The following is a 14,527-nucleotide window of genomic DNA, read 5'->3' as shown; positions in this document are numbered from 1 at the left end:
ACTACATTTCGGAGAAAAGCCATCACAGTCATGGACCAGCAAGCGATTTACTTTGGTAGCCCCGCCTCCGACGACGACGCGGTGGTTCCGGAACCGACGTCCCCCGCCGTTGATGCACGCCTCAAGCACCGCGCCGACGTCGTCCGCCACCGCGGACGTTACAGCTTGCTGAACCAGAACCGCACGCCGCAGCAGGCGATGGTCGAGGACCTCCTATTCATCCGGACCTCCTTGGATGCCGCCGGGCTCGACTTCATTCTGGTCCGAGGAAATGACCACCGGCCCGTCATTGCGGTGGACTGGAAGCTCCGCAAGAAACTGCGCCAGGCTTTGGTCGCCGCTTTCCGAAACGAGCCGTTCTACTCCATGACGGTGGATGCCCGGAAGAAATCCACGTTGCTCGTGGCTGACGGCGAGCTCTCAAGCAACCGGAAAGCCCGGATCTTCCGGCTCTTCCGCCCGCGGGTAGAACCGGACGGCGGGCTGACCTACGGGCCTTCCCTTGGCGTGCAGCTGGAATTGTGGGAGTTCGCCGGCGAACAACTCGTGCTGCCGGTGGAGAACTCCCTGACCCGGCGAACCATGCTCCGCCAGGACGCCATCCGGGGTACGGTGGAACGCCATGGGCTGAGCTGGCCGACCATCGAGAACATGTTCGCGGACCATGCGAGCGACATCGAGTTCGACGTCGACATCGTCTTTTCGTGGGTGGACGGAAACGACCCCGCGTACATTGCGGCGCGCCGCGAACAGATGAAGGACGCTGTGGTGGGCGAGGGTGACGCCCACGAGGCCCGGTTCCGGCAAATCAACGAACTCAAGTACGCCCTGCGCTCTGTCTACATGTATGCACCCTGGATTCGCCGGATCTACATCGCCACGGATTCCCCCGTGCCGGAGTGGCTCGGCGAGCACCCGGACGTCAGGATTGTGCGCAGCGAAGAATTCTTCAAGGACCCCTCGGTGCTGCCTACGCACAATTCCCAGGCCGTGGAATCCCAGTTGCACCACATTGAGGGCCTCTCCGAGCACTTCCTGTATTCCAACGACGACATGTTCTTCGGCCGCCCCGTAGCACCGGACATGTTCTTCACTCCGGGCGGGATCACCAAGTTCATCGAGGCTTCCACCCGAATTGGACTGGGAGAGAACGACGCCGAACGCAGCGGCTTCGAGAACGCCGCGCGCGTCAACCGGAAGCTCCTGTGGGAGCGATTCGGCCGCATCACCACGCGCCACCTGGAGCACACCGCCGCGCCGTTGCGCCGCAGCGTGATCGCAGAGATGGAGCGTGAGTTTCCGTCTGAGTTCAGCAAGACGGCGGGCAGCAGGTTCCGTGCGGCTGACAATATCTCCGTGACCAACTCGTTCTACCACTACTACTCGTTGCTCACGGGCCGGGCAGTCACACAAACGGCGGCCAAGGTCAGGTATGTGGACACCACCCTGTGGTCCGGGCTGCACTACCTGCCCGTACTGTTGGCCAAACGCAATGTGGACTTCTTCTGCCTCAACGATGGCAGCTTTCCCGAGGTGGCCGCCGACGAACGGGCCGGGCTCGTGACGGACTTCATGGAGAAGTACTTCCCGGTCAAGGCACCGTGGGAAAAGTAAGGGGCCAGGAGAAATAGTCCGCTAGCGTTGCCTAGCGGCGGGTCATCTCCGGGTGTTTCGCGGTTGCCTTGACGCCGTGCTCATGGGTAGGCCGCTGGGGAATCCGAATGCCCGCTTCGGCCAGCCGGCGCCTCGTTGCTTCCGGGCTGACGTACTCGCCCACGGTCGGCGACTTTCCCAACGGCACCACCGAATGCACAATCGTTTGCTCGAAGACGTGGACGAGGTTGAATGCCTGGGCACCATCCCTTCCGCGGGTGCCCCCTTGCGGAACGTTGAGGTCCTGCGTGTAGCAGCTCGCCGAAGCCACGGACACCGGGATTCCAGCGAAAGTGGCATTGGTCGAGTAGTGAAGGTGCCCGCCAAGAATGGTGCGCACATCGGAATGGCGTACGACGTCGGCCAGCGCGGTTTGGCCGCGCAGCTCCACCAGGATGGCGAGGTCCAGAACGCTCGGAACCGGCGGGTGGTGGAGGGCAAGGATGGTGCCATCGGGGGCAGGCGTTGCGAGCTCGGACTCCAGCCAGTCGAGCTGCCCCTGGCTCAGTTCACCATGATGGAAACCAGGGCACGGAAGTATCCAGTGTGATGATCCGCAGTCCGTTGACGAAGTAGCTGTGGTCCACCGGGGCGTCATTGTCGTCCTGGTCGAACAGGCCGGCACGAAAATTGGCGCGGTCGTCGTGGTTCCCCATCGCCCAGATCACCCGCGCTCCCATCTCGCGACAGGCAGGTTCCACGATCGAGCGGAGTTTCGCGTAGGCACCGGGTTCGCCTTGATCGGCCAAGTCGCCGGTGAAGATCACGGCGTCGGGGCGGACCTTTGAGGCATGCACTTCCGAAAAGAGTTGCCTGAGATGGGCTTCGCTATCGACCACTCCGTGAAGGCGTTCCGAACCTCCCAACAAATGGGAGTCGCTAAGGTGCAGAAGGACGTGTCCTGGCCGAGGGTGCTCGGCCTCGATGAGCTCCATTACTACCTTCGGGTCGGTAGGAGACGGCGCCTCCAGTTTCAGTCCCAATAGACCCAATCCAACCAGACAAAAGGCTAACGGTGGGTAACTTACGGTGGGAAAGTTGGAAAATTCCTCGCCTCGCCCTCCGATCCTCGCTCACCTATGGGGGCACCAAACGTGAGCGAGCGACTCCGAATAACTCGCCTATTGACTCATTCGTGTGCCGCCCCTCACAATAAGTGAATGGCTTTCACTAATGAAGAGGCGACCTTGGTTTCGCCCCCGCCCGTCAGCGTTGACGGCGGATTGAAAAAGAACGCAATCGGAACGCGCGACATCGTGTTCATGCTTGTGTCAGCCGCGGCGCCGCTGACAATCGTGGTGGGCATCGCCCCGCTCGCCCTCGCTGTGGGCGGAGTGGGTGCTCCCTCGATCTACATCGCCGCGGCCCTGGGCTTGGGATTGTTCGCGATCGGATTCATGGCCCTTACCCGGCATGTCCAGTCCTACAGCGGCTTCTACGGCTACATCTCGAAAACCCTCGGCCGGGTCATTGGCCTCGGCTCCGGCCTCACCGCCTGGATGAGCTACAACGGGCTGCAGATCGGCATCTACGGACTGCTCGGCATCCAAGCCAACCTCGCCGTCAAGTCCTTCACCGGCGTCGAACTTCCGTGGTGGCTCTACGCGATCGTCGCGATCGGAGCTGTTTGGTACCTGGGGTGGCGCGGGATCGACGTCGGAGCGAAGGTCCTGGCGGTCCTGCTCACCCTTGAAACCGCGATAGTGGTCCTCGTCGCCGCGTTTGTGTTGGCCCAAGGCGGCGCGCACGGTATCGGCTTCGAATCATTCAGCCCGCAGGCCATCTTTTCCCCGCAGTTCGCCGCAGTTCTGGGCCTCGGCTTTTCGGCTTTCATGGGATTCGAATCAGGAGCCCTGTACCGAGAAGAGGCCAGGGACCCTGATCGGAGCGTCCCGCGCGCCACGTACATCTCCATTGCCTTCATTGGCGCGTTTTACGCCTTTGCCGTGTGGATCATCGTCCAAGCCTTCGGCCCGAACGCGGTCCAGGAGTGCGCCGCAGGCCACCTGGACGCCGGCGACACCGCTTACATCGCAGCCGGTAATTTTGCGGGCGGGTGGTGCGTGAACCTCATGAGCGTGCTGATTGTCACCAGCATCTTCGCCGCGCAACTGTCCTTCCACAACACCATCAACCGCTACACCCTGTCCCTCAGCCGAGAGGGCATCTTCCCGAAACGCTCGGGCCGCATCAGCCCCCGCTATCGCACCCCTTCGATGGCCGGCTTCGACCAAACCCTCCTCGCCCTCGCGCTGGTGGTCGGCGCGGCACTGTTCAAGCTCGATCCGTTCACACAGTTCCTTATCTGGACCAACACCCCAGGAGTGCTCGGCATCCTCCTCCTGCAAGCACTCACGGGAATCGGCGTCGTGGTCTTCTTCGCCCGCCGTAAGGACCGCACCTTGCCGTGGTACGTCATCCCTTCAGCAGTGGCCGCCACCATCATCATGTGCGTCGTGGCCTACCTGATGGTCAACAATGCCCAACTGCTCACAGGCCTCCCCGCCGGGGACCCGATCAACACCACGCTCCTAGTCTTCGCACCGATTCTCTTTGGAGCCGGAATCGTGCTGGCCCTCGTGCTACGCAGGGCAAAACCGGCCGCGTATCAACGCATCGGGCACGCCGAATGAGTCCGGAGCCTAGTCTTGAGAGATGCAGACTCCCAGCAAAACCAGCCAGCTAGGGCGGCCCCTGACACCGAGGCTTTCGCGGAAGGCAATCGGCCGCGCAGCGCTGGCGATGTTCGAAGAGGAAGAAAGCCTTTCCATCCCCCGGCTCGCGGAGCGTCTTGGAGTCCGGCAGTCTTCCTTCTACAAGCACGTCACGGGTCGGCAGGAGATCATCGAACTGGCCCGTGGCGCGCTCGTCGAGAAGGCTCCGCTGCCGGAACTGAATTCCGGCGGCCTCGACGGCGTCATCCGCCAGATCTTCGACGTCCTCAGGAAGGCGTACAGCCAGGTTCCGGCCCTTCTCCCCCTCCTGCTCACGCAACCGGTGTCGCACCCGGCGGCCCTTGAACTCTACGACCGGTTTGTCGAGGCTTTGGAGCTCGCCGGAATGCCAAAACATCTCGTCATTCCAGCTTTGGAAACCCTTGACAGCGCCGCGATCGGGGCGAGTCTCGACGCAATGACCATGGAGTCCGCGTGGAGCATCGAAGAGGAGGACCAAAGCACTTATCCCCACCTGTTCGCGGCGAAGAAAGCCGTGGCAGACCACTCCGTAGACCGCTTCGCGTTCCTCGCAGATGTCCTCTCAGCAGGATTGCGGGCGGCCATCGACGACTGATCCTCCCGGGCCGGCGTCGAACCCCGAATACAGCAAGGAGTCATACTTTGACCACGCCCCAGCCCGTCGATCTCGTCATCCTCTCGTCCCGCATCCTCCACGGTGAGACGCTGACGGAGACTGCCGGATTCGTCGCAGTCTCCGGCGGCCGCATTGTGCACGTCGGACCCACCGAGGCCGCCGATGACTGGACATCACAAGCCAAACAAGTGATCGATGTCGGGGCTTCAACAGTCTGCCCGGGCCTGATTGACGCCCACATCCACCCCATTATCGGGGTGGACATTGCGCGAGGCCTCGACCTGAGCGGGATCACCGAGTTCGACGCCGTCCGCACCGCCCTCGCGGAACACGCCGCCTCCACGGCCCATGCTGTCGGTTCCGATTGGTTGTTCGCCTGGGGCCTTGATCCGGCCGTTTTCGGGGACGTGACCTTCAGCAACTCCCTCTTCGACGGCATCCTCGACGACGAACTCGTGTTCATCACCCTCTTCGATGGCCATGCCTCACTCGTCTCCGATGCCGCCCTCATGCTCGCAGGCGTCACCGGAACGGAAGATCTCCCCAGCACCGGCTATGTCGGTGTCGATCGACACGGCAAGCCCAACGGCATGCTCTATGAATTGGCTGCCCAGGAACTGGTCCGCCGCATCCTCCCGCCGCTCTCCTTCGAGCAGCGGGTTGACGACGTCGGGAAACTCCTCCGTTCCATGGCCGAATCAGGGCTCGCAGCAGGCCAGATGCTCGACCTTGGCGCCCCGGACTCGCTGGAAGTACTTGAGGCACTCGAAGCTCAGGGCGAGCTCGCCATCCGGCTGCGGATCTCTCCGTGGGTCATGCCCGGTGCCACCGAGGAGGATCTGCGGGTCATGCTGGCGATGCAGGGCCGGCATGGCAGGCGTTGGCACGTACGCGGCATCAAACTCATGATGGACGGAACAATAGACAACGGAACCGCCTGGCTCTTCGAACCGGACAGCCACGGAGAATCCCTCCATCCGCTCTGGCGCGATCCCGAGGCCCTCGCCGCAGCCATGGAGTTCTTCCACGAACACGGGATCCCCACCACCACACATGCTATCGGCGACAAGGCGGTCTCCTTCGCGGCACGGACCATCGGGGCCCTTCCCAACAACACCGCCCCTAACCACACGGTCCACCGGATTGAACACGTCGAGTCCATCCCGGATTCGGTGTTGGCGGAAATTATCAGCGCTGGCGCCGCAACGAGCCTGCAGCCGACCCATTGCACCCTCTACAGCCGCGCAGACCACACCGACAACTGGTCCCGCAGGCTGGGCAGCGACCGGGCCAACCAAGCATGGCGCACCCGGGATCTCCGCGAGGCCGGGGCGGTCGTCGCGCTCGGTTCGGACTGGCCCATCGCCCCCTTCGACCCCCGGGCGATCATCGCCTCAGCCCAGACACGTCGCCCGGCCGGAAGGCCCGACGTCGAGCCCGTCCAACCGCAGCAGGCACTTTCCGCGCGTGCAGCGCTGGAAGGTTACACGAGCCAATATTGGCGCTCAGTGGGCGAAGAAGGCGGAATCGTGGAGGCGGGGGCCCGCGCCGATCTAACCGTAGTCCGGCACGATCCCCTGACCACGGGGCCCGACGAATTCGCGCAGACCACGGTAGTCCTGACGGTCGTTGACGGCGAAGTTGTCGTGGACAACCGCCCGGCCCTTGCGACTGGAAACCATCACCCCGGCCAGGAATCGCAGATGGCCTAGGCCTGCGCCTCTTCAAGTGCCGTTTCGATCGCGCTGATCAGTTCTGCGGAATCGGGCTCGACGGCGGACGGGAACCGGGCGAGTACCTCGCCTTCGCGGCTCACCAGGAACTTCTCGAAGTTCCACTTCACTTTCTGCGGCTTGGAACCGTCCGCTGTCCGTGTCAGCTCGGCGTACAGGGGATGCTGCGCCTTGCCGCGAACCTTGGATTTGCTGGACAGCGGGAAGGAAACGCCGAAGTTGCGCTGGCAGAAGTCCGCGATCTCAGCGTCGGAACCCCTTTCCTGGGCGCCGAACTGGTTACACGGCACACCAAGGATCTCGAATCCGCTATCGCGGAATTTGCCGTAAAGCTCTTCAAGGCCCGAATATTGGCGCGTGAAACCACATTTCGAGGCCACGTTGACAACCAGCACGGCCTTGCCCGCGAACTGCCCGAAGTCGGCCTCGGAGCCGTCATTTAACGTGAGCGGGATGCTGTAAAGCGGGGTCATTGAATCGCTTCCTTACGACGTCGAACCTGGCATACTGCCGGATTCGAGTCTACGCGCGGAAGCGGTTCCTAGTTGTTCCCGAGGTGGCCCTACGGCTTGGTGCCCGGCGTCGCCTTCTGCGAAGTGGCCGACGGCGTGGGGCTAGCGGGCGTCGACGGCACTGGCACCGGCGTTGGCGGGGTTGACTGCGCGTGCGTCACAGTCGGCAGCGGCGCGACCGTGGGAGCCACCGTCGGCGCGACGGTCACCGTGGGCGCGTGCGTCACGACGGGCGCATGCGTCACTAAAGGAGGCTGCGACGCCGACTGGCTCGGCGCGCTGCTTTGGGTCGCGCTGGGTGTGGGGGTGGTGCTAGGCGAGTTCGTCAGCCGGTGCGTGCCAGTCGGCGACGGCGTCGGCGTCACACTCGGGGTCGGCGTCACGCTGGGGCTCGGCGTCGGCGTCCTGCTGGCACTACCAGACGGTGACGGCGTCACGCTCGGCGTCGCCTTCACACTCGGGGTCGGCGTCACGCTGGGGCTCGCCGTCGCCGTCGGCGTTTGTGTGGCAGTTGCTGACGGACTTGGTGGCGCCACCTTCGTCTCCTGGACCCCGCCGGTCACCGCCTGCCCGAGGGCACGGCACCCGGGTCAGTGGGCACGGCCCCGGGGATGGACCAGACAGACCCGGCCGAGGTCGCGGTTGCCGACCCCGGCTGGTAGCTGACCATCGGGATGTCGCCAAGCGGGTCCACCTGCTTGGTTGGCAGTAAGGTCCAGTTCATCGGGTCCTTGTAGACGCCGTTGAGGATCGTCTCAAAGTGCAGGTGGCAACCAGTCGCGGCACCCGTGGCGCCGATCTTGGCAATCACCTGGCCCACCCGGACCGATTCCCCTTTGACGACCGCGATTCCCTGCAGGTGGTTGTACGTGGTGACCAGACCGTTGCCATGATCAATTTCTACGCGGTTGCCGCCACCCCACGGGTGCCAGCCGACGGCCCGGACCACGCCGGAGTCGGCTGCGTAAACGAGCGTGCCGCAAGCCGCGGAGAAGTCCTGACCCCAGTGGAACTCCCCCGGCAATCCGGTGAAGGGGTCGATCCTCAACCCGAAGGGAGAGCTCGGAACCAGCACTTCGAGCGGCGCGTAGAGTTTCCCGGCGGGGGGCCGGTCAAGGGAACTCGACGCGACGTTGAGGGTGCCGACGCCGTTTTTGTCGAGAGTCTGGACGGTGGAACGTTCGAAAGACACGGTCGCGTTGTCACCCGCTGGAACCGGAGCCGACGACGGGCCTTGGGGCGAGCTGTCTTGCGCGCCGGGAGCGGCACCATCGGTGGGGAGCATGCTGGGTTCAACTTGGCCCGTGGCTAGCGATCCGTCGCTTGTTTGTCTCCCCAGGCCGGGGCCCTGGAACCCAAAGGCCAGGATCAGCATGGCAGCGAGGAAGCAAGCCGAAAGGGCCCGGCCGAATGTATTTGAAAGTACCAGGCCGACGACCTGGTCAGACTCATGATGCTTACCCACAGCCACTCCTGAGACGGGCGCTCCTCCCCAGTACGGGCGCGCTTGTCCCATTGTGGCCGCTATGAAATTGAATGGGAACACTCGACTTTTTACTTGCGTGGCTCGCGAACCACTCGACGTACCCTGCCGGGCTACTCGCCGTCGTACCCCCTAGCCCGAGTTTGTGTACAGATCATGCCCCTTAAGTCCGTTCTTAAGGGGCATGATCTGTACACAAACGCAGAAGCACTGTCGAATATGTGCATGGGCAACTTCCTGAAGAAGTGGCAATCCGAGCTGCGGATGACTTTCACGGGCCATCCGCAGTCCACTCCGGACTGGGTTCTCCGGCTCGCGGACGGGAACGACGCCGGATATCACCTTCCCGGCTCGGCCGTCTGGGCCGTCCACGGATCCATGTCCACGATCGGTGCGGGAATTCGCGTGCTGCTGATGCAGTCCCTGCACCCCGGGGCCTTGGCGGGCGTCTACGACCACTCGAGCTTCAAAAGGGATCCCCTTGGGCGGCTGGCCAATACCATCCGCTGGATCTTCACGGTGAGCTACGGGTCCAAGGAGGCCGCACACACGGCCACACACTTCGTCCGGAGGGTCCATGACTCCGTCAACGGCAACTACGTCGATGCCCACGGCCACACCCAAGAGTATTCAGCCAATGATCCGGAGCTTCTCCGCTGGGTCCACGTTGCCTATGCGGATTCCTTCGTGACGGCGCACCGGATCTGGGGAGGAGAAGTCCCTGGAGGCGCCGACGCCTATATTCGGGAGTGGGCGCAGGCAGGCCGTTTGATGGGCGTCCAAGACCCCCCTTTAAGCCTCGCTGAGGTGACGGCGGAAATGGACAGGTGGTACCTGTCAGGCCAGCTCCGCTCCGACGATCGGCTCCGGGAAACCATCGATTTCATCAGGTACCCCCCGCTGAAGGCGTCCCTTCAGCCTGGTTATCGGATTTTGTTCGCCGCGGCCGTTGCCAGCCTGGAGCCCGAAGTATCGGGAACTATTGGGGCTGGAAAAGGCCCGGTTTGGCCCCATCCCGCTGCCGTCGATTCTCGCGGCGCGGGTGGTCCTCGCCGTCGTGCACCTGACTTTGGGCCGCAGCGGCCCCAGCGAGCAAGCGGCCCGGCAGCGGCTGCGGCGCTTGGGTTACGAGGCATAACCCGAGTTCGTGTACAGCTCATGCCCCTCAAGACGGATCTTAAGGGGCACGAGCTGTACACAAACTCCGGGGTGTTGGCTAGATCAACGCGTCCGACAGGTGGTTCGGAGTGCCGAAGCGGTGCGCCGTGATGCTGATGGCCTGCTCGTGCAGGAACGGCAGCATCTCGATGCGCCCGGCCGGGGTCACCGCCCCGTGGTAGATCGCGACGTCGGGACGGCCGCCGGTCGCGGCGCTCAGGGCGCTGATTTCCCCACCGATCAGGCGGATGCGGCCACCGTTGGTGTCCGCCGCGGAGGCGAGCCATTCGGCGTCGTTCTGGATGCGGGTGCTCACGCCGAGCCCCGCGAACGCTGCAACAACAGCTTCGGGGAGCTGGACGGCGGTGGACACGGTGAGTGCCGAACCCGCCACAGCACCGGCTGCTACGACGCGAAGCAAGTCCACGAGCTTCCCGCCTTCGGACAAGCGGATGGTCACGGGGAAGGCCCGGTACCGGAAGACGTTGCGCTCCGCGCTCAGGCCGGAAACGTCCTTGCGGGTGCCGAATTCCGTGGCCCACGCCGCGGCGTCGCTGAAGAGCGCCTTTTGCAGGGCCTCAGCCTCGCCGGCCTCAACAAACGGGCCGGAGTCCTTGGCCGCAGCCAGGAATCGACGCTGCCGCTCCCTTGAGGACCGCACCGCGCTTGGCAGCCGGCTCCGCCGGGAGCCAGCTGCCTAGGCCGACCAGGTAGTTGGGTCCGCCGGCCTTGGTGCCCGCGCCCACGGCGGACTTCTTCCAGCCGCCGAACGGCTGCCGCTGGACGATGGCGCCCGTGATGCCCCGGTTCACGTAGAGGTTGCCGGCCTGGATGGTGTCCAGCCAGACGCCCATTTCCTCCGAATCGAGTGAGTGCAGCCCCGCGGTGAGGCCGTATTCGATCTCGTTCTGGATGGCGATGGCTTCTTCCAAGGTGGAGGCGGTCATGACGCCGAGGACCGGGCCGAAGAACTCGGTCAGGTGGAAGTAGGAGCCGCGCGTGACGCCAAAGCGGATGCCCGGCGACCAAAGACGGCCCGTCTCGTCGAGCTTCTCGGGCTTCACGGCCCAGGTGGCTCGCCGTCACCCAGGGTGGTCAGGGCGTTGAGGAGCTTGCCGTTGGCCGGCTCGATGATCGGCCCCATCTGCGTGGTGGCCTCCTCCGGGTAACCCACCTTGAGCGAACGGGCTGCGTCCACCAACTGGTTGTGGAATCGTTCGGAGGTGGCAACGGAACCGACCAGGATCACGAGCGAAGCGGCGGAGCACTTCTGTCCCGCGTGTCCGAAGGCCGACTGAACAACGTCCTTTGCGGCCAGGTCGAGGTCCGCGTGCGGGGTGACGATGATGGCATTCTTGCCCGAGGTCTCCGCCAGAAGCGGCAGGTCCTGCCGGAACGAACGGAAGAGCTCAGCGGTCTCGTAACCGCCGGTGAGGATCACTCGGTCAACGCTGGGGTGCGAGACCAGCTGGGTGCCCAGCTCACGTTCTTCGAGCTGAACCAGTGCCAGCACCTCGCGCGGCACACCGGCCTCCCACAGCGCGTCCACCATGACCGAACCGGAGCGGCGTGCTTGCTTTGCAGGCTTGATCACGACGGCGGATCCCGCCGCGAGCGCCGCGAGCGTGGAGCCCGCGGGAATCGCCACCGGGAAATTCCACGGCGGGGTCACAACGGTGAGTTTCGCCGGGACGAAAGTGGCGCCGTCGACCGTTTCCAGGTCCTTGGCGCGCTCCGCGTAGTAGTGCGCGAAGTCGATTGCTTCGCTGACCTCAGGGTCACCCTGCTCGATCGTCTTGCCGGTCTCGGAGGCCATGACCTCGAGGAGTTCGGCGCGACGGGACTCCAGGATGTCGCCGGCACGGTGCAGGATGGCTGCGCGCTCGGCTGCGGGAAGAGCACCCCACTTTTCGCCGGCTTCGACGGCGGTGGCAATGATCCGGTCCAGTTCCTGGGGTTCCCGGACCTTGCTGGCTTCAACGATGGCGTCGCCTGCCGTGGAACCCGGGAGCCGGTCCAGGATGGCGCGGCCCCAGGCCCGGTTGGCGGGTAGGGCGGGGTCCGTGTCCGGCGTGTTGGCGAAACGGTCGTTTGCGGCAAGTTCGGCCGGCTTGTTCCGGTCCTGGGTGCGGTTGGGGGCAGGAACGGCGTCGTCCAGTTCAGCAAGGGACGCGAGGAAGCGCTGCTTCTCGCGCTCGAAGAGCGATTCGTTTTCGCTGAGTTCAAACACAGCCGACATGTAGTTGTCCTGGCTGGCGCCTTCTTCGAGGCGGCGGATTAGGTAGGCGATGGCGACGTCGAACTCGCCCGGGTGCACTACCGGCGTGTAGAGCAGGAGGCTGCCGACATCCTTGCGGACCGCCGTGGCCTGGCCCGTCGCCATACCGAGGAGCATCTCGAACTCAATGGCTCCTTGTCCCTGAGCGGCGATGCCGCGTTCCTTGGCCAGTAGCCAAGCGAAGGCAACGTCGAAGAGGTTGTGACCGGCGACGCCGATGCGCACGGCATCGATGTGTTCGGGGGTGAGGGCGTAGTTGAGGACGCGCTTGTAGTTGGTGTCCGAATCCTGCTTGGTGCCCCACGTGGCGAGCGGCCAGCCTTGGATGGAAGCCTGGACCTGTTCCATAGGCAGGTTGGCGCCCTTGACGACGCGCACCTTGATGGGAGCACCACCGTTGGCCCGGCGTGCAGTGGCCCATTCCTGCAGTTCCTGCATGGCCGAGAGTGCGTCAGGGAGGTAGGCCTGCAGCACGATGCCGGCCTCGAGGTTCTTGAACTCGGGCTTGTCCAGGATCCTCGTGAACACGGCCATCGTCAGGCTGAGATCCTTGTATTCCTCCATGTCCAAGTTGATGAACTTGGGCTTGGGGAAGGACGCCGCGAGCGTGTAGAGCGGAGTGAGCTTCTCCACCACGTGGTCCACAGCTTCGTCGAAAGCCCAGAGTGAGTGCGGGGCCACGGTGGAGGATTCCTTGATGGAGACGTAGTCGACGTCGTCACGCGCCAAGAGCTTGAGGGTTCCCTCGAGCCTGCGGCTGGCTTCGCGTTCGCCCAGGACGGCCTCGCCCAGCAGGTTCACGTTCAGGTGGACGCCGTTCTGCTTGATCTTTGCGATGGCCGGGCCGAGCTTGGCGTCCGTGGCATCGACAATCAGGTGGCCCACCATGTCGCGGAGGACCTTGCGGGCAATCGGGATGACAACCTGCGGCAGGACCGGAGCCATGACGCCGCCGGTGCGCACAGCTGCACGCATGTACCAAGGCAGGAAGGCCGGGACCTTCGGGGCAATCTTGGCCAGGTTACGGCCGGCAACGGACAGATCCTCGGGGCGGATGACGCCGTCGACGAATCCCACCGTGAAGTCGAGGCCATTCGGGTCCTTCAGGACTCCGGCGAGGCGCTGCGCGGAAACGTCAACGGGCACCTTCGAGGCTTCGGCGAGCCAGTGCCTGACCAGCTTGATGGCTTCGTGGGCCAGCTCTTCGTGGGCCACTTCCTGGTGTCCGGATTCCGGGGTGGAGTGCGTGTCCGCTTCGATGCGGGTATCCCGGGTTGGTGTGCTCATGCGCTTCGTTCCTTTTGGTGCGGAGAGGGCTTTATTTCCCTCAGTATGTCTCTACAATCAGATTAGGAAAAGCGATCTTTTCTGAAGAATATTCGTTAGATTTATCGATCATTCCGGAGAGCCAAATGCTGGATGTCCGCAGGCTGCGCTTGCTGCACGAATTGAAGATCCGAGGAACGCTCGCAGAGGTGGCCGACGCGATGAAATACAGCCCATCGTCGGTGTCCCAGCAACTGACCCTGCTGGAGAAGGAAGCCGGCGTGAAGCTGCTTCGCAAATCCGGCCGACGCGTGCAGCTCACCCCTCAGGCGGAGATCCTCGTGGAGCATACTGCGTCCTTACTGGCCACCCTCGAACGGGCAGAGACGGATCTCGCGGCGTCTCTCTCCACTGTGACCGGCACGGTCCGGCTGGCCGTATTCCAAACCGCTGCCTTGGCTCTCCTGCCGGACTTCCTCACCATCATGAAGGGCGAGTACCCCGAGGTGCGCGTCGAGATGATCCAACGCGAACCCGAGACTGCGCTCTATGAAACCTGGGCCCGCGACTTCGACATTGTGGTGGCCGAACAATATCCAGGACACGCAGCCCCGCATCATCCCGGCCTGGACCGGGCCACCCTGACCAGCGACGCCATCAGGCTGGCCACTCCCCCGGTTGGCCTGGGTGGCGAAACAATCACCTCGCTGGCGGATACCGCTGCGCTGCCCTGGGTCATGGAACCGCGCGGCGCGGCGTCCCGGCATTGGGCGGAGCAAGCATGCCGTTCTGCCGGTTTCGAGCCTGATGTCCGTTACGAAACCGCCGACCTCCAGGCGCAAATCCGGCTGATCGAGTCCGGCAATGCCGTGGCCCTCATGCCTGACCTCGTCTGGACGGGGCGGAGCACGCCTGTCCAACTGCTGGACCTTCCGGGCCTGCCGAAGCGCACCGTCTTCACGTCAACGCGCACCGCAGGCCGGATCCATCCCGCGATCCTGGCCTGCCGTGAAGTGTTGGAACGGGTGGCGGCGGAGCGGATGTAGGGGCTACCCCGAGGGGTGAGATCTCGACCCTTTCGCACCTCCAAAGAGGCTGTGGAGTCTCATGACTTAATGGACACTTCTGTCTC

Annotated in this window: 8 protein-coding genes and 3 pseudogenes; 6 read left to right on the top strand and 5 right to left on the bottom strand. The window is 64.0% G+C overall.

Annotated features, from left to right (window positions below):
• Positions 1-30 precede the first annotated feature (30 nt).
• On the top strand, positions 31-1,614 hold the full coding sequence (locus tag ACF0H6_RS15300; RefSeq protein WP_395250442.1) for a stealth family protein: 1,584 nt from the start codon (positions 31-33) through the stop codon (positions 1,612-1,614).
• A 31-nt stretch (positions 1,615-1,645) separates the two neighbouring features.
• Here ACF0H6_RS15300 and ACF0H6_RS15295 read toward each other — a convergent pair.
• Positions 1,646-2,588, bottom strand: a pseudogene (locus tag ACF0H6_RS15295) (phosphodiesterase).
• A gap of 225 nt (positions 2,589-2,813) precedes the next feature.
• On the opposite strand from ACF0H6_RS15295, the gene ACF0H6_RS15290 reads away from it, so the two are divergent.
• Genes ACF0H6_RS15290 through ACF0H6_RS15280 form a run of 3 tightly spaced genes read left to right on the top strand, consistent with a single transcriptional unit; the run spans position 2,814 to position 6,677 of the window.
• Positions 2,814-4,286: an APC family permease gene (locus ACF0H6_RS15290; protein WP_395250441.1), complete on the top strand. Its 1,473-nt coding sequence runs from the start codon at positions 2,814-2,816 to the stop codon at positions 4,284-4,286.
• Between the two features lie 22 nt (positions 4,287-4,308).
• Entirely contained in the window at positions 4,309-4,944 is a 636-nt protein-coding gene (locus ACF0H6_RS15285; protein WP_395250440.1) for a TetR/AcrR family transcriptional regulator, read from the top strand.
• A gap of 47 nt (positions 4,945-4,991) precedes the next feature.
• The gene (locus ACF0H6_RS15280; RefSeq protein ID WP_395250439.1) at positions 4,992-6,677 is read left to right on the top strand and encodes an amidohydrolase; all 1,686 of its coding nucleotides are present in this window, start codon (positions 4,992-4,994) and stop codon (positions 6,675-6,677) included.
• Here ACF0H6_RS15280 and ACF0H6_RS15275 read toward each other — a convergent pair.
• The 3 genes from ACF0H6_RS15275 to ACF0H6_RS15265 all read right to left on the bottom strand — a co-directional run bounded on the left by ACF0H6_RS15275 (position 6,674) and on the right by ACF0H6_RS15265 (position 8,495).
• Entirely contained in the window at positions 6,674-7,171 is a 498-nt protein-coding gene (locus ACF0H6_RS15275) for a glutathione peroxidase (protein WP_395250438.1), read from the bottom strand. The genes ACF0H6_RS15280 and ACF0H6_RS15275 overlap by 4 nt on opposite strands.
• A gap of 89 nt (positions 7,172-7,260) precedes the next feature.
• Positions 7,261-7,455: a hypothetical protein gene (locus tag ACF0H6_RS15270; RefSeq protein ID WP_395250437.1), complete on the bottom strand. Its 195-nt coding sequence runs from the start codon at positions 7,453-7,455 to the stop codon at positions 7,261-7,263.
• A gap of 314 nt (positions 7,456-7,769) precedes the next feature.
• On the bottom strand, positions 7,770-8,495 hold the full coding sequence (locus ACF0H6_RS15265) for a M23 family metallopeptidase (protein WP_395250436.1): 726 nt from the start codon (positions 8,493-8,495) through the stop codon (positions 7,770-7,772).
• A gap of 423 nt (positions 8,496-8,918) precedes the next feature.
• Between ACF0H6_RS15265 and ACF0H6_RS15260 the strand changes: the two are divergent.
• Positions 8,919-9,831 (top strand): annotated as a pseudogene (locus ACF0H6_RS15260) (oxygenase MpaB family protein).
• Positions 9,832-9,909: 78 nt separating this feature from the next.
• Here ACF0H6_RS15260 and ACF0H6_RS15255 read toward each other — a convergent pair.
• A pseudogene (locus ACF0H6_RS15255) lies at positions 9,910-13,416 on the bottom strand (proline dehydrogenase family protein).
• A 125-nt stretch (positions 13,417-13,541) separates the two neighbouring features.
• Here ACF0H6_RS15255 and ACF0H6_RS15250 point away from each other — a divergent pair.
• The gene (locus ACF0H6_RS15250; protein ID WP_395250435.1) at positions 13,542-14,441 is read left to right on the top strand and encodes a LysR substrate-binding domain-containing protein; all 900 of its coding nucleotides are present in this window, start codon (positions 13,542-13,544) and stop codon (positions 14,439-14,441) included.
• Positions 14,442-14,527 lie beyond the last annotated feature (86 nt).

The organism is Arthrobacter sp. NA-172 (assembly GCF_043952055.1).
GTDB lineage: Bacteria > Actinomycetota > Actinomycetes > Actinomycetales > Micrococcaceae > Arthrobacter.
Note: the sequence above shows the minus strand (reverse complement) of the source record. Positions and strands in the feature narration are given on the sequence as shown.